The sequence below is a fragment of the Shewanella baltica genome, from assembly GCF_900456975.1.
Lineage (GTDB): Bacteria > Pseudomonadota > Gammaproteobacteria > Enterobacterales > Shewanellaceae > Shewanella > Shewanella baltica.
Genome location: NZ_UGYM01000002.1, coordinates 3,421,778 through 3,445,694, shown reverse-complemented (window position 1 = coordinate 3,445,694; position 23,917 = coordinate 3,421,778). Strand labels below are relative to the sequence as shown.

The 23,917-nt window shown below is 47.0% G+C and carries 18 protein-coding genes and 1 pseudogene; 15 read left to right on the top strand and 4 right to left on the bottom strand.

Annotated features, from left to right (window positions below; all coding sequences use genetic code 11):
* Window positions 1-313: 313 nt before the first annotated feature.
* Window positions 314-1,072, bottom strand: a complete 759-nt coding sequence (locus tag DYH48_RS15445) for an IS5-like element ISSod6 family transposase (RefSeq protein WP_087486575.1) — start codon at window positions 1,070-1,072, stop codon at window positions 314-316.
* A gap of 626 nt (window positions 1,073-1,698) precedes the next feature.
* On the opposite strand from DYH48_RS15445, the gene DYH48_RS15435 reads away from it, so the two are divergent.
* The 5 genes from DYH48_RS15435 to DYH48_RS15415 all read left to right on the top strand — a co-directional run bounded on the left by DYH48_RS15435 (window position 1,699) and on the right by DYH48_RS15415 (window position 5,900).
* Complete coding sequence (locus DYH48_RS15435) at window positions 1,699-2,112, top strand: septal ring lytic transglycosylase RlpA family protein (RefSeq protein ID WP_012588301.1); 414 nt, start codon at window positions 1,699-1,701, stop codon at window positions 2,110-2,112.
* A gap of 213 nt (window positions 2,113-2,325) precedes the next feature.
* Window positions 2,326-3,183 (top strand): sulfurtransferase, encoded by an 858-nt coding sequence (locus DYH48_RS15430; protein ID WP_115335272.1) that lies wholly within the window; start codon window positions 2,326-2,328, stop codon window positions 3,181-3,183.
* Window positions 3,184-3,282: 99 nt separating this feature from the next.
* Complete coding sequence (locus DYH48_RS15425) at window positions 3,283-3,795, top strand: DUF2937 family protein (protein ID WP_006080691.1); 513 nt, start codon at window positions 3,283-3,285, stop codon at window positions 3,793-3,795.
* A 132-nt stretch (window positions 3,796-3,927) separates the two neighbouring features.
* Entirely contained in the window at window positions 3,928-4,818 is an 891-nt protein-coding gene (locus tag DYH48_RS15420; protein WP_115334422.1) for a tyrosine-type recombinase/integrase, read from the top strand.
* On the top strand, window positions 4,815-5,900 hold the full coding sequence (locus DYH48_RS15415; protein WP_115334421.1) for an IS91 family transposase: 1,086 nt from the start codon (window positions 4,815-4,817) through the stop codon (window positions 5,898-5,900). The genes DYH48_RS15420 and DYH48_RS15415 overlap by 4 nt, the downstream gene beginning before the upstream one ends.
* A 473-nt stretch (window positions 5,901-6,373) precedes the next feature.
* Here DYH48_RS15415 and DYH48_RS15410 read toward each other — a convergent pair whose 3' ends face one another.
* Window positions 6,374-7,681: an NAD(P)/FAD-dependent oxidoreductase gene (locus tag DYH48_RS15410; protein WP_115335271.1), complete on the bottom strand. Its 1,308-nt coding sequence runs from the start codon at window positions 7,679-7,681 to the stop codon at window positions 6,374-6,376.
* 236 nt (window positions 7,682-7,917) lie between these two features.
* On the opposite strand from DYH48_RS15410, the pseudogene DYH48_RS15405 reads away from it, so the two are divergent.
* The 10 genes and pseudogenes from DYH48_RS15405 to gabT all read left to right on the top strand — a co-directional run bounded on the left by DYH48_RS15405 (window position 7,918) and on the right by gabT (window position 20,372).
* Window positions 7,918-8,465, top strand: a pseudogene (locus DYH48_RS15405) (cupin domain-containing protein).
* A gap of 699 nt (window positions 8,466-9,164) precedes the next feature.
* Window positions 9,165-9,926 (top strand): gamma-glutamyl-gamma-aminobutyrate hydrolase family protein, encoded by a 762-nt coding sequence (locus DYH48_RS15400; RefSeq protein WP_115335270.1) that lies wholly within the window; start codon window positions 9,165-9,167, stop codon window positions 9,924-9,926.
* A 2-nt stretch (window positions 9,927-9,928) separates the two neighbouring features.
* The gene (locus DYH48_RS15395) at window positions 9,929-11,284 is read left to right on the top strand and encodes a glutamine synthetase family protein (RefSeq protein WP_006080696.1); all 1,356 of its coding nucleotides are present in this window, start codon (window positions 9,929-9,931) and stop codon (window positions 11,282-11,284) included.
* A gap of 601 nt (window positions 11,285-11,885) precedes the next feature.
* On the top strand, window positions 11,886-12,986 hold the full coding sequence (locus tag DYH48_RS15390) for a polyamine ABC transporter substrate-binding protein (protein ID WP_006085019.1): 1,101 nt from the start codon (window positions 11,886-11,888) through the stop codon (window positions 12,984-12,986).
* A gap of 178 nt (window positions 12,987-13,164) precedes the next feature.
* Complete coding sequence (gene potA / locus DYH48_RS15385; protein WP_006080699.1) at window positions 13,165-14,301, top strand: polyamine ABC transporter ATP-binding protein; 1,137 nt, start codon at window positions 13,165-13,167, stop codon at window positions 14,299-14,301.
* Window positions 14,298-15,203 carry an ABC transporter permease subunit gene (locus tag DYH48_RS15380; protein WP_006080701.1) on the top strand — a complete coding sequence of 302 codons (906 nt, stop codon included), beginning with the start codon at window positions 14,298-14,300 and terminating at the stop codon, window positions 15,201-15,203. Before potA ends, DYH48_RS15380 begins: the two co-directional genes overlap by 4 nt.
* Entirely contained in the window at window positions 15,200-16,015 is an 816-nt protein-coding gene (locus tag DYH48_RS15375; protein WP_107404033.1) for an ABC transporter permease subunit, read from the top strand. Before DYH48_RS15380 ends, DYH48_RS15375 begins: the two co-directional genes overlap by 4 nt.
* Before the next feature lie 261 nt (window positions 16,016-16,276).
* Window positions 16,277-17,563, top strand: a complete 1,287-nt coding sequence (locus tag DYH48_RS15370; RefSeq protein WP_012196784.1) for an NAD(P)/FAD-dependent oxidoreductase — start codon at window positions 16,277-16,279, stop codon at window positions 17,561-17,563.
* Window positions 17,564-17,613: 50 nt separating this feature from the next.
* Window positions 17,614-19,062: an NADP-dependent succinate-semialdehyde dehydrogenase gene (gabD, locus tag DYH48_RS15365; protein WP_012196785.1), complete on the top strand. Its 1,449-nt coding sequence runs from the start codon at window positions 17,614-17,616 to the stop codon at window positions 19,060-19,062.
* Between the two features lie 32 nt (window positions 19,063-19,094).
* Complete coding sequence (gene gabT, locus DYH48_RS15360) at window positions 19,095-20,372, top strand: 4-aminobutyrate--2-oxoglutarate transaminase (protein ID WP_115335269.1); 1,278 nt, start codon at window positions 19,095-19,097, stop codon at window positions 20,370-20,372.
* A 128-nt stretch (window positions 20,373-20,500) separates the two neighbouring features.
* On the opposite strand, the gene DYH48_RS15355 is transcribed toward gabT, so the two are convergent.
* Together DYH48_RS15355 and DYH48_RS15350 are read right to left on the bottom strand one after the other, a co-directional pair.
* Window positions 20,501-21,508 carry an LLM class flavin-dependent oxidoreductase gene (locus tag DYH48_RS15355; protein ID WP_115335268.1) on the bottom strand — a complete coding sequence of 336 codons (1,008 nt, stop codon included), beginning with the start codon at window positions 21,506-21,508 and terminating at the stop codon, window positions 20,501-20,503.
* Window positions 21,509-22,320: 812 nt separating this feature from the next.
* Complete coding sequence (locus tag DYH48_RS15350) at window positions 22,321-23,874, bottom strand: peptide MFS transporter (protein WP_115335267.1); 1,554 nt, start codon at window positions 23,872-23,874, stop codon at window positions 22,321-22,323.
* Between the last annotated feature and the right edge of the window lie 43 nt (window positions 23,875-23,917).

Genomic DNA, 23,917 nt, shown 5'->3' with positions numbered 1-23,917 from the left:
GCTCACTGAGATGGACTTAAGCCCGCCCCTTAACCACACGTTAACCATAGATTTTCTCATGGTAGTTTTACCTCAAATAGTGCCCGTGAATCACTCTACACCAGACTGATTCACGCCAACCGCTAAAACCCGCTCTAGCGCCCCATTTGCGGCTATTCTGGGGCGGTTTGTTCCCTTAAGATGAATCAAATCTCTAGAGAACTGATTCATGTCCCTGTTATGCCTATTCCGACTGGTTATATCGTTCATTGATTAGTTTGTAGCCAAACGAAGCATTACTAGGGTCTGTTGATCTTTGCTGTACAAATGGTGTTCAGCAATACATCGGCAGCCACATTAACATAAACGCCAGTGACACCATACTGGCGTAATTTCTTGCTAGCTTGTCATACCTTGTTGATATTGCTCGATAATGTTTAATTCTTCCAAAAGCATTCTCCACTAAATGTCGATACCGATATAAGCACCAATCGACTCTTTCTTGAGGTGTATTCTTATAGCGGCGCCTTGGAATAACAGATTTCCCGCCTTTATTTGCGATAAGTTCACGAAATGCATCGCTGTCATAACCTTTATCTGCAATGACGGTATCAACCTGCTTCAGGTGTTCAATTAAGCTGGGGGCGTGTGTAATATCGTGTTTTTGGCCTTCTGATAATTCGAAATAAATCGGTAATCCTCCGCTGTCGACGGCTAAGTGAATTTTGGTTGAATTACCGCCTCGACTTTTACCAATACTCTCATTATTTAGCGTCGCTGCACCTGCACTGTGCTGGTGAGCCCGCACTATCGAGCCATCAATAAAGACCCATTCTATATCAGCAAGGTTGGCTAAGGCCTTGAATAAATGTGCTAGAACGCCTTTCTTAGACCATAAATGAAACCGTCTAAAGACCGTGCTCCAATGACCGAACTCTTTAGGTAAATCTCGCCAAGGGATACCTGTTCTAAGCCGGTAAAGAATACCTTCGAATGTTTGTCTATGTTCAGGTTTGTCATAAACACGGCCTGTGCTTTTCATTAAATGAAATAGCTTTTCCCAGCGTGCATCGGTTAGCATAAGTCTTGGCATGGCTTGAGGTTATGGTTACTTTTGGCGAAGCAAATTATAACGTCTTGCCATGCTGTCTAAAAATCACTCTCGAAAGATCAACAGACCCTAATAGAATAGCTAATCCGAATCTGGCTCATAAGAGTGAATTATCTAACAAGGTTTTGTTCCAAAGCGTGCTGCGTAAAGCTTTTAAATCTATAGGTTACGCTAATGCAAAAAAGGTGAGCCATGGTGATTGGCGAGACGACCGTCCGCCCCATGGATGGGGCGGTCGAGCATCCAGGGAGGGACTTGCTGCGTGTCGGTGAGTGAACATCATGGCTTGCCCATTAGTAGGGGCCAGCATTTAAGTTACCAAACAAGTTATTTAGTCGTACTAGGCCTCTATTTTTAACGCTATTCTGTCTGTTTTTAAGTCAGTATGTCCGCAACCTTTTGACTTCAAACAGAGAGCATTCACCTGTAAGTACGTGATTTTAGCGTGCAACTGCTGTAGCCTCGTGGAAATTTATTGTTTCTTGTTCTGATCTTTTAGGATGCAAGCTTCGAGCTTTGCCATCTAAGGTTGTTCGTTATTTTCCCCGTGACTTTTGCTGAGCCTATTGCTCGTCAGCAAAGCGTTCACTCATTAGAGAGGGTGTTATGTGAATGCACTTCAAAACCTAATTAGGCCGTTCAATTTCGTCAAACTATCGGTACTGGCATTGTTAAGTTTTTTGGCTGGCTGTTCTTCAATGCAGACGGGTGAAAATGGTAACTGGGTGGGATTCACTGAAGCTGGTCAGGCTTCCTTTTATGGGGATAAACATCAAAATAAGCAGACGGCTAGTGGTGAACTTTACAAACATAAATTAAAGACGGCAGCGCATAAAAAGTTACCCTTTGGTTCGAGCGTTAAGGTCACCAATGTTGATAATGGCAAAAGTGTGATTGTAAAAATCAATGATAGAGGGCCTTTCGTGCGTGGCCGCATTATAGATCTGTCTAAATCGGCGTTCAGTAGCATAGGCAACACTTCCTCTGGTTTGATTGACGTGAAAATAGAAGTGATTAAGTAGCGGCTATATTGAAAAGGATTATTTCGAAAGGGCTTTCTCGAAAAGCTATCTTGAAACACTGTTTCGCTGCAATCTAATGATGGAGTGTATGAAACCGAGTCGACGCTTTTAAATAAAATCCCAAAGCAGACAATTTGTTAAGCCGATATTTGGGCTTTACGGTATTTGGTGAGAGACTAGCGGCAGACTTGGATAACAGTAAAAGGACCCGCTATGGAATACCCACTAGTAAGTACGCAGTGGCTCGAAGCACACCTCACCGATCCCCATTTAGTCTTGCTCGATGCCAGTATGGAAACCGTTATTGGTAAAGAACCTCTGGTTTACGATGAGCCTATTTGCATTCCGCGCTCACGTCGATTCGACTTGGAAAATGTGTTTTGCGATAAGACTTCAACTCAAATCCATGCCTTGCCGACGTTTGAACAATTCAGCCAAGGGATAGCGCAACTTGGGATTGAGGCCGACAGTGTTATCGTTATCTATGATAACCAAGGCATTTATTCATCTCCACGGGCGTGGTGGACCTTTAAAGTTATGGGTTTTAATCGAGTCTATGTGCTCGATGGTGGCTTGCCTCAGTGGATTGAAGAAGACCGCATTACCTCATCGCGTTATCAAGCCGAAGGCGTAGATTACGGCCCGACGGATGTCGATACTTTAGTTGATGTGCTGCAATACCACCCCGAGCGCGTGATGGATGCCGAGGCCGTGTTATCACGTATCGAAGATGCCGGAACCGCGATTGTCGATGCCCGTGGTGCGCCACGCTTTTTAGGCCAAGTGAGTGAGCCGCGCCCCGGTGTGCGCTCAGGGCATATTCCTCGCTCGGTTAACTTACCCTTCGCTCAAGTGCTCGATGGCAATAAAATCAAAACGACCAGTGAGTTACAGGCTATTTATCAAGGGCTAACAGCAGACAAGTCCGCACGGATATTTAGCTGTGGCTCTGGGATTACGGCGTGTATTTTGATCTTGGCTTCGGTTGCGGCAGGGCATACACATCCCATCCTCTATGATGGCTCGTGGGCGGATTGGGGCAGTCGTACCGATCTGCCGATTGAGTGCTAATTGTACCGTGCATTGATTGAGTCAGCTCAGTTTTGAGCATTATGTCTTTGCAGTGTCGTAACCCCTGCGTTGTTTGGCTAGATCACCAAGGAGGATCCCTTGATTGGTAGATTGATTGATAAGTTGGTTTTTGGGTTGATTCTTGTGATTGCCTTGCAGTTGCCGCAACTTGCTGATCATTATCAGCAATTTCTCGCTGGACTCTATGCATCGACCCAATGGCAGGTAGAAGGCTACGAGGCAACGGCTAAGGAATATCATTATGCCGATGCTGAGGCCATGATTGCCCGTCACCAGCAAAATGAAGAGCCTAGCGTGCGTGCCGACGCCGAGCAAAAGGTACAGACAATCGCGCTTTATAAAGAGTTAACACAAGGCTTGGCGATGTTTAACACGGGCAATTTGTTTGAGAAAACTGCCTATATGTTTAATCCCGTTCGCTTTGATTATCTGGAGAAAACCGTCAGTAACTTTAAGCCTGGAATACCTTTAACCACCAGTGGGATTGGTTTTGGCGTTGTGGTGGCGTTAGTCGTGCATTATCTCGGGTCAATCCCTTTTATCCTGTGGGCAAGGCGTCGAAAGCGACAGAGATTAGCGAGAGCAAATTAGCTTTTAAAAGTTGTTATGCTTGTTGAACGAAGCCGCTTTGCGGCAGGAACAAGATAAAGCCATCCTTTTGCCCCTCATCCTAAATACTTGCTAGACGCGACCTGCTTCGGTCGCAAACCTAGGAGTATCATCATGGACATTCACGAACAACAACGCTTTGATTTACTTTATGAACAACATCTTACCAACTTAACCTTGCAAGGCAAGCGGCCTGCAACCATTGATGCCTATAGCCGAGCTATACGCCGTATTGCGGCATATTTTGACTGCTGCCCCGATACCCTGACCACCGATGATTTAAAACGCTATTTTGCTGATTTGATTGCCTCACATTCATGGAGCACCGTCAAACTCGATCGCAACGGTTTGCAGTTTTTCTACTTTCACGTCCTCAATAAATCTTGGCAGTGGCTTAATATTGTTAAGCCACCACAGGTGAAACACCTGCCCGATATCCTGACGCCCTGCGAGGTCGCGATGGTTATCAGCCTCACGCGTCAACTGCGTTATCAGGTTTGTTTCTTAACCCTGTACAGCATGGGATTGCGCCTTGGTGAAGCGATTTCATTGCAGGTCGGGGATATTGATGCAGGACTCATGCAGGTGCATATCCGTGATGCTAAAGGTGGCAAGGATAGACTGGTGCCGTTACCTCAACGCACCTTGTTAGCTTTACGCTATTATTGGCGCACCCACCGTCATCCTCGTTTGTTGTTTCCGGGTAAAGATAATCAACCTGATTCACTCATGGACAGAGGCGGGCTCCAAAAAGCCATGAAGCAAGTCATTTCCGAGTGCAACATTCATAAAGCCATCAGCCCGCACAGTCTACGCCACAGTTATGCCACCCATTTACTGGAGCAAGGACTCGATTTGCGCTCAGTGCAAACACTGCTTGGCCATCACAGCCTGAATACCACCGCCCGTTACACGCGGCTCACTGATATCACCCGTAAAAATACCTGTGAGGCAATTAACCAACTGACCAACGACTTAGCTTTGAGGTGGGAGTGTGGGTTATGAGCCAGTTTATCGATATTTTACGCCAACATCTGGCGGATTTTCGGCGGCGTTATGCCCATCAAATCACCCCAGAAATACATGCTGCTATCCATGCCATGCTCAGCTGTCGTTGCAACACGGCGAGGGTGAGTTGCTGGGATTGTCAAACCTGCGAGCAACAGCTTGAGTTTCCGCTCTCTTGTGGTCATCGTAGTTGCCCACAGTGCCAACACGGCACCACATGTGACTGGCTGAGTAAACAACAAGCCAAGTTATTACCGGTGAATTATTTTATGGTGACCTTTACCTTGCCGTTTGAATTAAGAGCCATAGCGAAGTCGCAACCCGAGCCGTTCTATCACGCCATGTTTACCGTGGCAGCGAGTGTACTCAAAGACTTTGCCGCACGCTCCCCTAAGCTCAGTGGTGACATCGGCTTCACCGGCGTACTGCATACTCACAGTCGGCGCAGAGACTACCATCCACATCTGCACTTCATTATCCCAGCAGGGAGCTACCACTCAGGCAAGCGGCAATGGCGCAAGTGTCAAACCCATTACTTATTTAACGCCTTTAATCTTGCCAAGGTGTGGCGAGCACGTTTACTGGCTTATCTGAGTGACACGCTTCAGCTTAAACTGCCACATCAATCCCAGTCGAAATGGGTGGTCGATTGTCAGTTCGTCGGTAAAGGTGCTCCTGCACTGCAATATCTGTCGCGCTACCTTTATCGGGGCGTTTTACCCGACAGCAGTATTTGTCGTCATGTCGATAATCAGGTGAGCTTTACCTATCAAGACAGTCAGACTCGCTGCCAACAAGTACGCAGCTTGCCCGCGGTCGAATTTCTGTGGTTGATATTACAACATGTGTTACCCAAAGGATTACGGCGAGTACGAGACTATGGCTTACTGCGAGGCAATGCCAAAAAGCTACGGCAACAAATCCAACTAATGTTGGCTGTCGCAGGTGCAGTGTTCCCCATGTTACCTGAGGTCAAACGTACCTTAGCCGTGCGCTATTGCCCTTGCTGCCATCAAGCTATGCATTTTATGGGTGTTCATATGCGTCATCGACCGACAGGCGCTAATATCACCGCTTAAGGCGAGAAGTATAAGGATAACGGGTTAACCAAACAGAATGAGGACTCGATAACAGCTTGATGAACAAGTGATAAAAATATTAGCTCGTTCGCTAAGGGCGGGTCATGTCTGCAAAAAAGTCTCTTTCAAAGTACGACCTTAGCACCCTCAAATTCTCAATCAGCTATTTGCATAATAAAGTGTCAACAACCAGCATCGGGCTTGTTCAACACTTGGGATAAGGTCGCGGCTACGCGCGGCCTATCCTTATTTGTTAGAACGCGGCGATCTCTTAGGCGAGGCTTAGCGTTGTTGCAGCCCTAATTGTAAAGAATGACTTGCAGTTGAATGACTCGTATCTAAATAGCGAGTGGTTAAATGGCTCGCGCATATGACAATGATGCCCATCGGATTGTTTATCCGATGGGCATCATGCGTTATGTCTTAAAACCAGCCCTTAAAATCTGTTCTTAAAAAGTGCTTAAAATAAGCCTTTAAAACAAGTCTTTAAATCTGTGATACAGCATGCCAGCCGCGAGCATAGGTGAGCGGAATGTCGGGCCGCCGGGGAAGGTCATGTGTTTGATTTTTGCGAACACATCGAAATGTCCCGCCTGTTGGCAAATGGCCTCGGCCAGTAGTTTTGCCGCCATGTGAGTGGCATTCACGCCATGTCCAGCATAGGCTTGGGCGTAGAAAATATTATTGGCATCGGGCAGGCGACCAATTTGTGGCATACGGTTCGCGCCAATACCTATCATGCCGCCCCATTCATAATCGATGCGCACGCCTTTTAATTGTGGAAATACCTTCTCCAGATTCGGTCTCAGTGCTGCTTCAATATCTCTGGGGTCTTTACCTGAGTAAGTACAAAGGCCACCAAACAGCAGTCGACGATCTGCGGATAAGTGAAAGTAATCTAAGGCAATTCGCATATCGGCGAAGGCCATATTCTGCGGGATAATGCTCGCGCATTGGGCCTCAGTTAAGGGCTCGGTCGCCAATAAATAACTTCCGGCGGGTAATACTTTACCCCCAACAAAACTGTTAAGTTTGTGGCCAATATAGGCATTGCCAGCCAGTACTAAGTATTGGCAAGTGACTTCGCCCTTGGCGGTCATAACCTTAGGTTTAGCGCCTTGAATGATTTTTTCGGCGGCGCTGTATTCAAACAACTGCGCGCCCAGATTACGGGCGACGCGTGCCTCACCCAGAGCAAGGTTCAGCGGGTGTAAATGGCCGCTGCCCATATCAACCAGCGCACCTTGATAAAAATCTGAGCCTATGACTTCACCTAATTGCGGCTTAGTTAACAGCTTGATTTCTTGCTGATAACCCATGGCCTTGAGTGCGCTAAATTCTTCTTCAAGCTCATCCATGTGACGAGGTTTAACTGCTAAGTCGCAATAACCCATTTGCAGATCGCAGTCGATACTGTGTTCTTGTATGCGATTTCGCACAATTTCGACGGCTTCAAAGCCCATCTGTTGAATTGCTTGAACACCTTCAGTGCCGATTTCACTGTGAAATTGCGAGGGGTCATGGCCTATGCCACGAATGAGTTCGCCGCCGTTTCGGCCCGATGCGCCCCAGCCAATGCGCTTGGCTTCTAATAGGACGACACTCATGCCGCGCTGTGCGAGTTCTATGGCGGTATTGATACCGCTAAAGCCGCCGCCTACTATGCAGACATCGGCACTGATATTGCTTTCGAGTTGTGGGTGAGCGTAAATTTCTTTAGCAGTATCAACATAGTATGAGTGTGGGTACTGTTCGCTGTGCACTGGAGGTTTGCTTGCCATTATGGCTCCAAAAAATTGTTTTTATTGTAAATTGGACTTGTCTCAGTATACTCATCACACTTTTAACATGACGCAAAAAAGTGTTCGTTTTATTTAACACGCTTTTTATGTAGAATACAATGAAAGCAGTAAAACACGCGCTTTTTGGGCGAAAATGCGTTCTGGATGGTGTTTATCCTGAACAACCTGTTCGTCATCTATCGGGGTTGACCCGAGCCTTCAGGGGGATGTGAAATTTGGATATTGGAGCCAGCCTCAAAACTGTTCGAAAAATGAAAGGCTTATCTCAACGAGAATTGGCCAAACGTGCTGGAGTGACTAACAGTACGATTTCAATGATCGAGAAAAACAGTGTTAGCCCGTCAGTCAGCTCTCTAAAAAAGTGCTGTCGGGTATCCCTATGTCTTTAGTGGATTTTTTCTCCATTGAAGCCTCTGCGGATAGTGAGCAAAAGGTCGTCTATCGATCCAATGAATTACTGGATATCGGCACTGGACCACTTGAATTTAAACTGATCGGCCGTGATTATCCGAATCGCGCTATGTCAGTGATGAGTGAAATTTATCCGCCCGGTTCAGATACGGGTGAAGAAATGCTGAAGCACGAAGGTGAAGAGGCTGCCATGGTGATCGAAGGTAAATTCGAACTCACTGTGGGTGATGAAGTGTATATTTTGGAAGCGGGTGACAGTTACTACTTTAACAGTGAAGTGCCCCATAGATTCCGCAATCCCTTTGATGAACCTTGCCGTCTGGTGAGTGCGACTACGCCTGCAAACTTCTAGTTAAGTCATCAACTTACCCTATTATTCAACATATTAGGCCACTTATTCGCTAGAAGTGAGTGGCGTAATACTGTTATTCAACACAACTGCGGATTTATACCAATCACATTAAATATCTAATCAGTTCAGAGCCTCACAGGCATTTCAATCCAAGGCGCATTGACGCAGAAATGGTCATTCCCTTTTAAGTCAATGCAACACGGGAGTGGGATGCCTGTGAGGCTCCCGAAGGGCGGGTTTCAACGCACTTTATACTGCGTTTAAGGCTTTCGACAGAGCACCACTATGCCTTCAAGCCTTCGCCTTGTCTAAAGCGCGTTAAACTCCCGCTGAATGAACAGATATTTAATACGATTGGTATTACCTACTTTCTAATCCTGTCATATTTGTTATATATCCTCTTCTTTGTGTAAATAATATTGGTTCAAATTTAGCGCGAATACGGTTTAATTTACGCTGCTAAAAGCGAGAATTTTGCCAGCTGAAGCACTATTTTATTCACATGAAATAACATTAAATAACCAAAATATAGGTTTAACTACATGTTATTTATGCTTATTAAACACAAGTGGATGAAATAATCTTTAACAAGTGCTTAACCTCTTGCCTAGTGTGAAATTTCGGTGTACTGTGTGAAAAAATGAACATTTAAAGACAAGGTGTTCGTTATGCTAGTAAAACGAATTCTAAAGGTGAGATATGTCAGCCGATTTGCCCCTCATAGGTGTTATTGCTTGTAATCAACAACTGGGTTCACATCCCTTTAATATTGTTGGTGAAAAATACCTTTTAGGTGTAGTTAATGGCGCGAAAGGCTGGCCGTTAGTTATCCCATCGTTAGGCGGCGATTTACCGATAGACGCGATTTTAGAACGTCTTGACGGTATTTTGTTTACTGGCTCTCCTTCTAATGTAGAACCCCATCTTTATGCAGGCCAACCGAGCGAGCTTGGTACACACCATGATCCTAAACGTGATGCGACGACTTTGCCGCTGATCCACGCCGCTATTGCTGCTGGGGTACCTGTATTAGGTATTTGTCGCGGTTTTCAAGAAATGAATGTGGCCTTTGGTGGCAGTTTGCACCAGAAGCTATATGAGGTGGGTGGCTTTATTGAACATAGAGAAGATAAAACCGCATCCTTAGATGTGCAATATGGGGCTTCTCACAGTATTACTGTTGAGCCCGGGGGGCTTATTTACGAGGCCTGGGGCCGTAACTCTGCAGAGGTCAACTCTGTGCATACTCAAGGCGTGGAGCGTCTGGGGGTTGGGTTGCGGCCAGAAGCTTATGCTCCAGATGGGTTAGTGGAGGCTTTCTCCGTAATAGGTACTAAAGAATTTGCCCTCGGTGTGCAATGGCATCCAGAGTGGAAGGTGAGCGAAAATCCGTTTTACTTCTCCCTTTTCAATGCCTTCGGTGATGCATGCCGACGCAGGGCTACAACTCGAGTGAAATAATAATGAATAAGCTAATCGCTTTTTTAAAAGAACGAAAAATCACGGAAGTCGAATGTGTTATCAGTGACATGACTGGCATCGCCCGTGGCAAGATTGCACCAGTCGATAAGTTTCTCGATGAAAAAGGTATGCGTTTGCCCGAAAGCGTGCTGTTACAAACCGTGACCGGCGATTTTGTGAATGAAGATGTTTACTACAGCTTGCTCGATGCTGCCGACATCGATTTTGTCTGTGTACCCGATGAAAACGCTGTTTTTATGTTGCCTTGGACCATCGAAGCCACGGCGCAAGTGATCCACGATTGCTACGACAGAATGGGTAATCCGATTGAGCTGTCACCACGTAACGTATTGAAAAAAGTCTTGTCTCTCTATGACGAACAGGGCTGGGAACCGGTTATCGCTCCTGAAATGGAGTTCTATTTGACCCGTCGTAGTGACGACCACGATTTACCCCTAAAGCCACCTATTGGCCGTTCAGGTCGCCCCGAAGCGGGTCGCCAGTCTTTCTCTATCGATGCTGCCAACGAATACGATCCTATGTTTGAAGACATGTACGATTGGTGTGAGCTTCAAGGTCTAGATATCGATACTTTAATCCATGAAGATGGCCCTGCGCAGATGGAGATTAACTTCAGCCACGGCAATCCATTGTCCCTTGCTGATCAAGTGTTTATCTTTAAACGCACCTTGCGCGAAGCGGCACTGAAGCACGATGTTTGCGCTACTTTTATGGCTAAACCTGTGACTGATGAGCCTGGCAGTGCAATGCACATTCACCAGAGTGTGATCAATAAAGAGACAGGCAAAAATATTTTCACCAATGAAGATGGCACTAAGAGCCAGTTATTCTTGGGATATATCGCCGGTCTGCAAAAATTCATCCCTGAGTTGCTGCCGCTGATGGCGCCCAATGCTAACTCTTTCCGTCGTTTCCTACCCGGCACTTCAGCGCCAGTGAACTTAGAGTGGGGCGATGAAAACCGCACCTGTGGATTACGTATTCCAGAGTCTTCACCACAAAACCGTCGTATCGAAAACCGTATTCCCGGCGCCGATGCTAACTGTTATTTGGCAATTGCCGCGAGCTTATTGTGTGGTTATATCGGCATGGTTGAGCAGCTAAAACCTTCGACGCCAGTGCAGGGTAAAGCCAACGAAAGCCGCAGTAACAACACCCATTGTTTGCCTTTAACCTTAGAAGAAGCGTTAGCGGCGATGGAAGAAAGTGATGCCTGTAAGCAGTATTTAGGTGAAGCCTTCACCACAGGTTTTGTGGCGGTGAAACAGGCCGAACTTGAAAACTTCCGCCGTGTGGTCAGCTCATGGGAACGTGAATTCCTATTGCTCACTGTGTAATGTTTTTGTATTGAGCGTACTGACAGTGTTGCCGAGTTAACCCAAGGAAAACTGAAGTTAATGTCGGTAATCACAAGACTGAGCTTTGCACTGTTTTAGTGAGATTGCACCCAACCGGTGCAACTCATTTGTTAAATAATCTGATGGTTTTTAATGGCTTGTTGATTAAAGTGATTATTCAATTCAGATGCGTGTCCGCTAGAGAAGTGAAATATGTCTAACTTTTTTAAGTCGCTCGTTTGATAGAGTCGCTAACTAATTGTTAGTCATATTTAAAATGTGTTTTATCTTAGTGGTTTTTGCGATTGCTTAGGGACTTGAGGCATTTGCCTTAATGTTGCAATATGTACAAGCAGTGTCATATCTAGTCTATTTTTTTGAGTGTTAATGCAATACCGATGCCTCGAAAATTTGGCACGAAACCTGATACTTAACAAATAGCAGCAAGATATAAAGGTGGCATGGAACTCATGCCGTAGAGACTGCCGATGCGGTTTGTAAGGTGTAGCATTGGTCGAAAATAACAACAATATCCGGATAGCCCGGTGACACAATGTCAGAATTTGCTTAAGCAATTCTGCTACCCGAGAAAGGAGAAAGCATGAAGCTATTTAATAAGATGACCACTCTAGCTCTGGTCACTGCGAGCGTATTAGCGAGCGCAGCGGCCCAAGCGGAAGAAGTGGTTCGCGTGTATAACTGGTCAGATTATATCGCGGAAGATACCTTAGAAAACTTCAAGAAAGAAACGGGCATTCGGGTAATTTACGATGTGTTCGATAGTAACGAAGTGCTTGAGGCTAAATTACTGTCTGGTCGTAGTGGCTACGATATCGTTGTCCCTTCTAACCACTTTCTCGCTAAGCAAATCAAAGCGGGTGCTTTCAAACCTTTAGATCGCGCTAAGCTACCTAACTTCAAAAATTTAAATCCAGCCCTGATGAAGCTACTTGAGAAAGCCGATCCGGGTAACCAGTATGCCGTGCCTTATTTATGGGGAACCAATGGTATTGGTTACAACATAGATAAAGTGAAAGCGGCTGTGGGTGAAGATGCGCCATTCAACTCAATGGAACTGATCTTCAATCCTAAATATGCTGAAAAAATCTCTAAGTGTGGCTTTGCTATGCTGGACTCTGCCGACGATATGGTGCCTCAAGCACTGATTTATTTAGGTTTAGATCCTAACAGTTCCAACCCAAGCGATTATGAAAAAGCCGGTGAGTTACTGGAAAAAATCCGTCCTTACGTGACCTATTTCCACTCATCTCGCTATATTTCCGACTTAGCAAACGGTGACATTTGTGTGGCCTTTGGTTTCTCTGGCGACGTATTCCAAGCTAAAGCACGTGCTGAAGAGGCGGGTAATGGCAATAAGATTGGTTACTCGATTCCAAAAGAAGGTGCCAACCTGTGGTTTGATATGTTAGCTATCCCAGCCGATTCGACTAACGCAGATAATGCACTGACGCTGATTAACTATTTCCTCCGTCCAGAAGTCATAGCCCCTATCTCTAACTATGTGGCCTATGCTAACCCGAACGATCCTGCCCAACCTCTGGTTGATGAGGCTATCCGCACCGATCCCGCGATTTATCCACCACAAGAAGTGTTAGATAAACTTTATATTGGTGAAATCCGTCCTTTGAAAATCCAACGCGTATTAACCCGTGTTTGGACCAAAGTGAAGTCAGGACAATAGTCGATAAGGGGCAAGCCTAGCTTGCCCCTAACTTGGCAGACTTGCTATGTCCAATCCTATGCATAGTTCATCCACGTATAGGATTTGACACAGTTTGGTTAACCTCTTTTCATTCATTAATCGTGTTGAACCCAGAGTTTGAGCGTATCGACGCATCATTTTCGGGTGGAGAAGTACTATGGCAATCACCTCGGGCGTCACCAATAAACCGACAACAAAGACGCAAGAAAAAGTACTGCTCAGAATTGAGCGGGTAAGCAAGTTATTTGATGACGTACGGGCTGTCGACGACGTGTCATTAACCATCAATAAAGGCGAAATCTTTGCCTTACTCGGCGGCTCTGGCTCGGGTAAGTCGACGCTATTGCGCATGTTAGCGGGATTTGAAAAGCCCACCTCTGGCCGTATTTTCCTCGATGGCGAAGACATCACAGATTTACCTCCCTATGAACGTCCGATCAATATGATGTTCCAATCCTATGCTTTGTTTCCCCACATGACAGTGGCACAAAATATTGCCTTTGGTTTGAAGCAAGACAAGTTACCTAAGGCCGAGATTGAGCAGCGCGTACAAGACATGCTCAAGTTAGTACACATGGAGCAATACGGTAAACGTAAGCCGCATCAGTTATCCGGTGGTCAACGTCAGCGTGTTGCCTTGGCTCGTTCACTGGCAAAACGGCCGAAATTATTACTGCTCGATGAGCCTATGGGCGCATTGGACAAAAAACTGCGTACCCAGATGCAACTCGAAGTGGTTGAAATTCTTGAGCGTGTCGGTGTGACCTGCGTGATGGTGACCCACGATCAAGAAGAAGCCATGACAATGGCGGGGCGCATTTCAATTATGAGCGACGGTTGGATTGCCCAAACAGGCTCGCCCATGGATATTTACGAAAGCCCGAACAGCCGCATGATTGCCGAGTTTATCGGCACTGTGAACTTGTTTGGTGGCGCGATTGAAGTGGATGAAGTCGACCATTTGATCATTAAACCTAATGAGTTGGCTCAATCTTTTTATGTCGGTTACGGTGTGTCGACCAACGTAGAAGACAAGAATGTGTGGCTCGCTGTGCGTCCGGAAAAGACTATCATTAGCCGTGAACAGCCTGAAGGTCAGTACAACTGGGCGAAAGGAATCGTACACGATATCGCGTATTTAGGCGGTATTTCAGTGTATTACATTCGTTTAGAGAATGGTCAAATAGTACAGTGCAGTATGACTAACCGTGAACGCCGCGCCGATCATGCCACATGGGATGACGAAGTGTTCATCAGTTGGGAGGACACCAGTGGCGTGGTGTTGAGATCATGAAGATACCGACTAAATTAAAGTGGCTCAAAGGCCGCATTTGGACCATAGGCATACCCTATGCTTGGCTGTTATTGTTCTTTGCCTTGCCATTTGCGATTGTCCTTAAACTGAGTTTTTCGACGGCGGCGATTGCGATCCCGCCCTATGAAGCCACGTTCCAATATGCCGATGATGTGTTAAATATCTTCCTGCATTTTGGTAACTATTTGATGTTGCTTGATGATTCGCTGTATTACATGGCGTATCTCAGCTCATTGAAAATGGCGTTAATCTCGACTATCGGCTGTTTGATTATTGGCTATCCAATGGCCTATGCGATTGCCCGTGCGCCAGCGCGTTTGCAAACTGTATTGCTGCTGTTAGTCATGTTGCCTTCTTGGACCTCATTTTTAATCCGGGTTTACGCTTGGATGGGGATCTTAAGTAACACAGGGATCATCAACCATTCGCTGATGTGGCTGGGAATCATCTCTGAGCCGTTACAAATCCTCAATACCAATATTGCCGTGTATATCGGCATTATCTATGCGTATTTACCTTTTATGATTTTGCCTTTGTACGCCACCTTAGTGAAACTCGATATGAGTTTGATTGAAGCCGCGTCTGACTTAGGCTCAAGCCGTTTAAATACCTTCTGGAAAATCACTTTCCCGCTGTCAAAAAGCGGTGTGATTGCCGGTTCTATGTTGGTGTTTATTCCTGCCGTGGGTGAGTTTGTGATCCCTGAACTACTCGGTGGTCCAGATTCCTTAATGATAGGTCGAGTCTTATGGCAAGAATTCTTCAATAACCGCGACTGGCCTGTGGCTTCGTCACTGGCGATTGTGATGCTGGGCTTATTGATTATTCCTATTACTTTATTCCATCGCTATCAGGCGCGTAGTTTGGAGAAAGACCTATGAAAAAGTTAAGTTTTTCTTCAGCGATGTTGTGGTTTGGCTTGTTCTTCCTGTATGCACCTATGTTAGTGCTGGTGATTTACTCCTTTAACGACTCTAAATTAGTGACGGTATGGGGCGGATTTTCACCTAAATGGTACGGTGAGTTATTTGCCGATCAACAGATTTTAGATGCAGTATGGACCAGTCTACGGATTGCCTTTTATAGCTCAACCATGGCGGTGATTATTGGCACTATGGCGGCTTTTGTGATGACACGCTTTAAGCGCTCATGGGCGAAGCTGACATTATCGAACATGATTACAGCACCACTGGTTATGCCAGAGGTGATCACAGGTCTGTCTTTGCTACTGCTATTTGTGCACATGGCCGACTTGTTTGGTTGGCCTAAAGAGCGCGGCATGTTGACCGTGTGGATTGCGCATTCGACCTTCTGCGCTGCCTATGTGGCTGTGGTTGTGTCGTCAAGATTGCGCGAGCTGGACATGTCTATCGAAGAAGCGGCAATGGACTTAGGGGCAACCCCGCTTAAGACCTTCTTCCTCATCACTGTGCCTATGATTTCGCCGGCGCTGGTGGCGGGTTGGTTGTTGTCATTCAGTTTGTCCTTGGACGATTTAGTGATCGCAAGCTTTGCCTCGGGCCCAGGTGCAACGACGCTACCTATGGTGGTGTTCTCCTCAGTACGTTTAGGGGTATCACCTAAGATCAACGCCTTAGCGACGCTGATCATTCTGTGTGTCTCCTTAATCGCCTTCTTGTCTTGGTATATGGCAAGGCGGGCAGAGAAACGCGACCGCACACCGATGAACTAGTTTGCTTAATCTTGGGGTGGCTTTGGTATCGCCAAAGCCACACTTGTTAAGTGTCACCACTCCCATCACCGCTTCGCTTTGCAGGCCAGTTCTGCTACTCGACACCATTAGCATGACATCGCTGCGCTTAATATTATTGTGTGTTTGAAATATCAAACAAAATGTAAATTATTGCGCGTATCTGGCTAGTGTTTCGTTTTCTGAAGGTGTAGGATGTGATGGCTGTTTAAAATAATGAACATTAGAATTCAAGGGAACAACATGTCTGCCATAGCTCACGCTGGATCATATTATGCGGCATCGGCCAACGATAAGGTTGAACGTCCGCGCCTAGAGGAATCGATTGAAGCCGATGTTTGTGTGATTGGCGCGGGTTATACGGGCCTTTCTGCTGCGCTACATTTATTAGAATCTGGCTTTAGTGTGGTGGTGTTAGAAGCCGCTCGCATTGGCTGGGGCGCCTCGGGTCGTAATGGCGGACAAATCGTCAATAGTTTTAGCCGTGACATTGATACTATTGAAAAAACAGTCGGCAAAGAACAAGGTAAACTCTTTGGCCAAATGGCCTTTGAGGGCGGAAAAATCATCCGCGATCGGATTGCTAAGTACAACATTCAATGCGATCTAAAAGATGGCGGCGTGTTTGCTGCGATGAACGAAAAACAAATGGGTCATCTGCGCCATCAAAAGCAACTGTGGGAAAGCCACGGTCATGTTAATCAGCTCGAACTCCTCGATGCCAAAGGCATTCGCGGTGTGGTAAATACTGAGCGCTATGTCGGTGGTCTGCTCGATAAAAGCGGCGGCCATATTCACCCACTTAACTTAGCTCTTGGCGAAGCGCGTGCGGTCGAATCCCTCGGCGGCAAGATTTTTGAAGACTCAGCAGTGCTGAGTGTCGATGAAGGCGATAGCCCAGTTGTGCATACGGCGCAGGGCAGTGTCAAAGCCAAGTTTGTGGTCGTGGCGGGTAATGCTTATTTAGGTAAGTTAATGCCAGAGCTGCAGGCGAAATCTATGCCCTGCGGCACGCAAGTGATTACCACTGAGCCTTTGAGTGACGATTTGGCGGCGAGCTTATTACCGCAGGATTACTGCGTCGAAGACTGTAACTATCTACTCGATTATTTCCGCCTGTCTGGCGACAAGCGGATGATTTACGGCGGCGGCGTAGTGTATGGCGCCCGCGATCCGGCGGATATCAAGTCGATCATCATTCCGAATATGCTCAAAACCTTTCCGCAATTAAAAGATGTGAAGATCGATTATGCGTGGACAGGTAACTTCCTACTGACGCTATCGCGCCTGCCACAGGTCGGTCGTATCGGTAAGAATATCTATTATTCACAGGGTTGCAGTGGCCACGGTGTCACTTATACCCATCTGGCAGGCAAGTTACTGGCCGAAATGCTCAACGGCCAAGCCACGCGTTTCGACGCCTTTGCTGCATTGCCACATTATCCATTCCCCGGTGGTCACGCACTTCGCGTCCCTTTTAGTGCTATCGGAGCTTGGTATTACACGTTAAGAGACAAACTGGGTCTCTAATATCATCACTTTTAAGAAGCTAGGTAGCTTCACAATACGAGGAAATCCTTGTGCAATTAAATGATCCGAGTTTGCTACATCAACAGTCTTTTATTAATGGTCAATGGTGTGATGCCGTTTCTGGTGACACATTAAAGGTGGTTAATCCCGCAACCAATGCCCTGATTGGTCATGTTCCTAATATGGGACAAGTTGAAACCGAGATGGCGATTAAGGCGGCAGAAGCGGCTTTACCTGCATGGCGAGCGCTCACAGCCAAAGAGCGCGGCGCTAAGTTAAGGCGTTGGTTTGAATTACTCAATGAAAACAGTGATGACTTAGCATTGCTCATGACGACTGAGCAGGGTAAACCGCTGGCAGAAGCTAAAGGTGAAGTAACCTATGCCGCTTCGTTTATCGAGTGGTTTGCCGAAGAAGCGAAACGTATTTATGGCGATACCATTCCCGGACATCAAGGGGATAAGCGCTTGATGGTGATCAAGCAGCCTGTCGGTGTAACCGCTGCGATAACGCCGTGGAACTTTCCTGCGGCGATGATCACCCGTAAAGCCGCTCCAGCGTTAGCTGCTGGTTGCACTATGGTGGTAAAACCGGCGCACCAAACACCATTTACCGCATTAGCGATGGCTGAACTCGCTAAGCGTGCCGGTATTCCTGCGGGCGTATTTAGTGTGTTAACGGGTGATGCGGTGCAGATTGGTAATGAAATGTGCAGCAACCCGATAGTGCGTAAGCTGTCTTTCACTGGCTCAACCAATATCGGTATTAAATTAATGGCGCAATGTGCGCCTACCTTAAAAAAACTGTCGCTAGAGCTTGGCGGCAATGCGCCATTTATCGTGTTTAATGATGCCAATATCGATGCCGCTGTCGAAGGCGCTATGATTGCTAAATATCGTAATGCTGGCCAAACCTGCGTCTGCGCTAACCGCATTTATGTGCAAGACGGTGTATACGACGAGTTCGCCTTAAAACTCAGCACTGCAGTGGGCAAGCTTAAGGTTGGAGAGGGCATCAAGGAGGGCATCACTACGGGTCCGTTGATCAATGCTGCCGCAGTCGAAAAAGTGCAAAGTCATCTTATCGACGCCATAGCTAAAGGTGCATCTGTGCTCGCAGGCGGTAAAGTCCACGACCTTGGCGGTAATTTCTTCGAGCCAACCGTGCTGACTAACGTTAATAAAAGCATGCTCGTTGCCCGCGAAGAAACCTTTGGTCCACTCGCGCCGCTGTTTAAATTCAGCGATGTCGACGATGTGATTAAACAAGCTAACGATACTGAATTTGGCCTTGCCGCTTATTTCTATGGCCGCGATATTTCACTGGTGTGGAAAGTCGCCGAAGCCTTGGAATACGGCATGGTTGGGGTCAACACTGGCTTGATTTCGACGGAAGTCGCACCCTTTGGCGGGATGAAATCCTCTGGACTGGGCCGCGAAGGTTCTAAGTACGGCATCGAAGAATATTTAGAAATGAAGTACATCTGCATGTCCGTTTAATACGGTCCGATTTGGCGTGTGAGGAACACTAAATGACAACAACCAATGATTCATTGATGGCACGTCGCCAAGCCGCAGTTGCGGGTGGTGTCGGGCAAATTCACCCGATCTTTACCGCGCGCGCCGAAAACGCGACCGTGTGGGATGTTGAAGGGCGCGAGTTTATCGATTTTGCGGGCGGCATTGCTGTGCTTAATACCGGTCATCTTCACCCTAAAGTGAAGGCGGCGGTTGCGGCTCAGCTGGATAATTTCTCCCACACTTGTTTTATGGTGCTTGGTTACGAGAGCTATATCCAAGTGTGTGAAAAGCTCAATCAATTGGTGCCAGGGGATTTTGCCAAGAAGACGGCATTATTCACTAGTGGTTCAGAAGCGGTTGAAAACGCAGTTAAAGTGGCGCGTGCCTATACCAAACGTGCTGGCGTGATTGCGTTTACCTCTGGCTACCATGGTCGCACTATCGCGGCCTTAGCACTGACCGGAAAAGTCGCGCCTTACAGTAAAGGTATGGGTCTGATGTCGGCGAATGTGTTCCGCGCTGAGTTCCCGTGCGAGATGCACGGCGTGTCCGATGATGATGCTATGGCTTCGATTGAACGTATTTTTAAAAATGATGCCGAGCCAAGTGATATTGCCGCCATTATTTTAGAGCCAGTACAGGGCGAGGGTGGTTTCTACGCCGCATCACCTGCTTTTATGCAGCGGTTGCGGGCATTGTGTGATCGTGAGGGCATTATGCTGATCGCCGATGAAGTGCAAACGGGCGCTGGTCGTACTGGTACCTTCTTTGCCATGGAGCAAATGGGCGTGAGTGCGGATATCACCACTTTTGCTAAATCTATTGCGGGTGGTTTCCCTCTTTCGGGCATTACTGGCCGCGCGCAAGTGATGGATGCGGTGGGGCCTGGTGGTCTTGGCGGTACGTATGGTGGCAGCCCGTTAGCGTGCGCCGCAGCGCTTGCTGTCATTGAAGTGTTTGAAGAAGAAAAGCTGTTAGACCGCGCCAATACCATAGGTAAGCGCATTAAGTCTGCATTGAATGTGATGCAAGTCGAGCATGCACAAATCGCCGATGTGCGTGGTTTAGGCGCGATGATCGCCATTGAATTAATGGAAGATGGCAAGCCTGCACCGCACTATTGCGCGCAAGTGTTGGCTGATGCCCGTGACCGTGGATTGATTTTATTATCCTGCGGCACTTACGGTAATGTGCTGCGTATTTTGGTGCCATTAACCGCGCCGGATGCACAAATTGATGCAGGCCTTGGTATCCTCAAAGCCAGCTTCGATGCCGTTTTGAAAAGCTAATATTGCTTTGATATAAAAGCTGTTTTAGATGACAGTCTTACATAATAAAAATCCCGCTTCGGCGGGATTTTTTATGGCAGTCGTTTTGACTGCCAATGACTTTTAGAACGAGTCAGTTTACTGAATCGCTACTGTTTAATCTCCATTAGGATCTGCAGCGCTTTTTTGCGTTTATCAAGATCGTACAAGTCATTGGTGAAGATAAACTCATTCACGCCAAGTTCTTTGACGATCATTTCCAAACGATGCTTAATCGTCGCTGGGCCGCCAATGACAGATAAACCTAAGAAATTATCGACATAGGTTTCTTCTTGCGCACTCCACAAGCCATCCATCGTTTCAACTGGAGGTTTTAACCATAACTCGTGACCACGGATAAGTGCCAGCACGCGCTGTTTCGAGGTCGTGCCCAGAAATTGCGCTTCTTCATCAGTGTCGGCGGCAACGAGCGGCAAACCTAACATCACATACGGCTTATCCAGCACTTGAGAAGGTTTAAAATCGCGGCGATAGATTTCAATCGCATCGTAGAGAAAACGTGGTGCAAAGTGGCCCGCAAACACATAGGGCAAACCGCGCTGCGCCGCTAACTGTGCGCTAAAGAGACTCGAGCCCAATAACCAAATCGGCACATTGGTGCCTTCCCCAGGAATCGCTCGCACCGCATGGCGACCATTATAAGGGCCGAGTAAGGTTTGTAATTCACTGACTTCTTCAGGGAATTGTTCGTCGCGACTGGTATCACGGTTCAGTGCTCGGCTGGTAACTTGATCGCTGCCCGGTGCGCGTCCCAGTCCTAAATCGATGCGACCAGGATAGAGACTTTCAAGGGTGCCGAACTGTTCGGCGACCACCAACGGCGCATGGTTTGGTAGCATAATGCCACCCGCGCCGACGCGAATACGCTGAGTATTGCCAGCAATATAACCAATTAATACTGAGGTCGCCGCGCTGGCGATACCGGGCATATTGTGGTGTTCGGCAAACCAAAAACGATTAAAGCCGAGGCGATCGGCTTCCTTGGCATACCGCAAACTATTGTTCAGCGTTTCACCCACAGTCGAACCTTGGCGCATGGGCGCGAGTTCCAATAGCGAGAAGGGAATATCGGCCAATAATGATGTCGGTTGTGACATAGTGTCTCCAAGTGACTGCCGTCTTTTGCTAGCGAAAACAAGCGGTGCTAACAGTGTTAGTCGCATTGCTAGTGGCATTGTTAGGCGCATAGCGAAGAACAAGCGTTAACGGCTCAGTCTTGATGAATAAAAGGTATTCAGTGATATTGATATGGGGCTAAGTACCGCGCTTCTCAAGCTTGAACGGTTAACTCTTTTCCCCTTCGTTATTTCATTAGTCATGTCAATTTGAGTTTGCACTTGAGCAGCGCTATTAAAGCGAGTGCGTCTAGGTTCATACTTGCTTTGTAACAAATCGAGACGGTGAAGTCATCCCAGCGTGAGGGACGATAATGTGGAACTGAAGATCTTATTCTCAGCAACTCAGCGCTAGGCCTGTCACTGTGGGATTGGGTGACGTTTGCTACAGCTCATTTGGTTATGAGTTGCAACACAAGGGTATAATACCAATCGTATTAAATATCTGTTCATTCAGCGGGAGTTCAACGCGCTTTAGACAAGGCGAAGGCTTGAAAACATAGTGGTGCTCTGTCGAAAGCCTTAAACGCAGTATAAAGCGCATTGCCATGCTGTTAACATCAGCCGCCCTTCGGGAGCCACACAGGCATCCCACTCCCGTGTTGCATTGACTTAAAAGGGAATAACCATTTCTGCGTCAATGCGCCTTGGATTGAAATGCCTGTGAGGCTCTGAACTGATTAGATATTTAATGTGATTAGTATCACTAAGTGAAGTGATAAAAAAACTGCCGATAGCAGGGCTACCGGCAGTTGAGGTTATGCAATAGATAAATCGCTATTGTCAGTCGAGCATTACTGCTCGGCTTTCACATCCCGTAGCGATGCCGCAGCACTTTCATTCTCAGTATTATTATGTGAATGGTGAGTCTCAGTCAGGCGACGCATTAGCGGTAATACCGCAAGTGCGATAAAGGTACAAACCACAGCCGCGATACCCAATTTATTAAATAGGCTGGTGTATACGGGTAAGGTTTGCAGTGGATCGACTAAATCTTTTGGCACACTGGCGAAGTTAGCGACCACACCGCCCAGATACTGTGAAATACCTGAGGCGACGAAATAGGCGCCCATCATAAAGCCGCCCATACGCGCAGGTACGTAGCGGGCAATCATGGCAAGACCAAGACCACTCACCAGCAATTCGCCTAAAGAGTAAGAGGCATAGCCCCAGATCATGATCCATGAAGAGGTTTTACCGTTGACGGCGAATTGTCCGGCAAAGCCATAGATAAAGAAGCCGATAGCGACGACGGCAAAACCGAGGGCAAATTTCGCCGCGATAGAGAAGTCTTTATCATTGCGACCCGCCCACGAATAACTCCAAGCCAAGATTGGACTTAACACCATAATCCATAATGGATTTAATGCTTGGAACTGAGCCGGTGACCAAGTCCACAAATGGGTACCAAAGATTTGGAAATCCCAGTCCACGTTACGCAGGGCAAACAGCGCCAATGACGTCGACATTTGTTGATAGAAGATAAAGAAGAACACGGTTTGCACTGTGAGGATCAGCGCCGCAATCAGTCCCGCTCGTTCACTGGTTTCGCTGGTGCGGATCAAGTGGAAGAAAATGGCCAATACGGCTACGCCAGCTGCATAAACGAAGACGCGCGCAACAGCTTCGTATTCAAGAATAATGGCTGAAGCGACAACCGACAATGCGGATAGGCCCAATACAATCGTGAGGTTTTTCTTGTTCACTGGGCGAGTATCTGGCTCAGAACCGTAATGGACTAGACTCTTACGCATAAGTGCATAGTTACCTAACCCCACCAATATACCGACACAGCACACGGCAAAGGCGGCATGCCAGCCAAACTCGTTGCCATACTGGGCGTTGACGTAATCTTTAATCCAAGGCGTGAGCAACATAGAGAAGGTCGAGCCGACGTTGACCGCCATATAATAGATAGTAAACGCACTGTCGATTTTAGAATCGTCACCTTCGTAAATTTTACGAACTAAGTTACCGGCATTGGGTTTGAACAGGCCGTTACCGACCACAATCACGCCGAGCGCTGAAAACATAAACCACGTATTTTCAGTGGGTACGGCCATCAGCGCATAACCCAGAGACAAAATCCCCGCACCCAGCAGCATAGTGCGTTTAGTGCCGAGGATCTTATCCCCAACCCAACCACCAATGGCCGGTGATACATAAATGAGCGCCGCACAGGCACTCCATACTAAGTTTGCACGTGAGTCATCAAAGCCAAGGCGCTGCACCATAAAGTACACAATCAGCGCTTGCATGCCGTAATAACCAAAGCGTTCCCATAATTCGATAAGAGACACTGTCATAAATGAATGTGTTTTACTTACCGGAGCAGTCCCAATAGTCATATCGCTTGCTTCCAACATTGTTGTTTTAATATTTGAGCTCAAA

Coding starts and splice junctions, on each gene's coding strand:
- gabT (WP_115335269.1), top strand. CDS start 19,095: ATGACAACAACCAATGATTCATTGATGGCACGTCGCCAAGCCGCAGTT.
- DYH48_RS15415 (WP_115334421.1), top strand. CDS start 4,815: ATGAGCCAGTTTATCGATATTTTACGCCAACATCTGGCGGATTTTCGG.
- DYH48_RS15380 (WP_006080701.1), top strand. CDS start 14,298: ATGAAGATACCGACTAAATTAAAGTGGCTCAAAGGCCGCATTTGGACC.
- potA (WP_006080699.1), top strand. CDS start 13,165: ATGGCAATCACCTCGGGCGTCACCAATAAACCGACAACAAAGACGCAA.
- DYH48_RS15445 (WP_087486575.1), bottom strand. CDS start 1,072: ATGCCAAGACTTATGCTAACCGATGCACGCTGGGAAAAGCTATTTCAT.
- DYH48_RS15410 (WP_115335271.1), bottom strand. CDS start 7,681: ATGGCAAGCAAACCTCCAGTGCACAGCGAACAGTACCCACACTCATAC.
- DYH48_RS15390 (WP_006085019.1), top strand. CDS start 11,886: ATGAAGCTATTTAATAAGATGACCACTCTAGCTCTGGTCACTGCGAGC.
- DYH48_RS15400 (WP_115335270.1), top strand. CDS start 9,165: ATGTCAGCCGATTTGCCCCTCATAGGTGTTATTGCTTGTAATCAACAA.
- DYH48_RS15350 (WP_115335267.1), bottom strand. CDS start 23,874: ATGACTATTGGGACTGCTCCGGTAAGTAAAACACATTCATTTATGACA.
- DYH48_RS15395 (WP_006080696.1), top strand. CDS start 9,929: ATGAATAAGCTAATCGCTTTTTTAAAAGAACGAAAAATCACGGAAGTC.
- DYH48_RS15420 (WP_115334422.1), top strand. CDS start 3,928: ATGGACATTCACGAACAACAACGCTTTGATTTACTTTATGAACAACAT.
- DYH48_RS15375 (WP_107404033.1), top strand. CDS start 15,200: ATGAAAAAGTTAAGTTTTTCTTCAGCGATGTTGTGGTTTGGCTTGTTC.
- DYH48_RS15370 (WP_012196784.1), top strand. CDS start 16,277: ATGTCTGCCATAGCTCACGCTGGATCATATTATGCGGCATCGGCCAAC.
- DYH48_RS15430 (WP_115335272.1), top strand. CDS start 2,326: ATGGAATACCCACTAGTAAGTACGCAGTGGCTCGAAGCACACCTCACC.
- DYH48_RS15355 (WP_115335268.1), bottom strand. CDS start 21,508: ATGTCACAACCGACATCATTATTGGCCGATATTCCCTTCTCGCTATTG.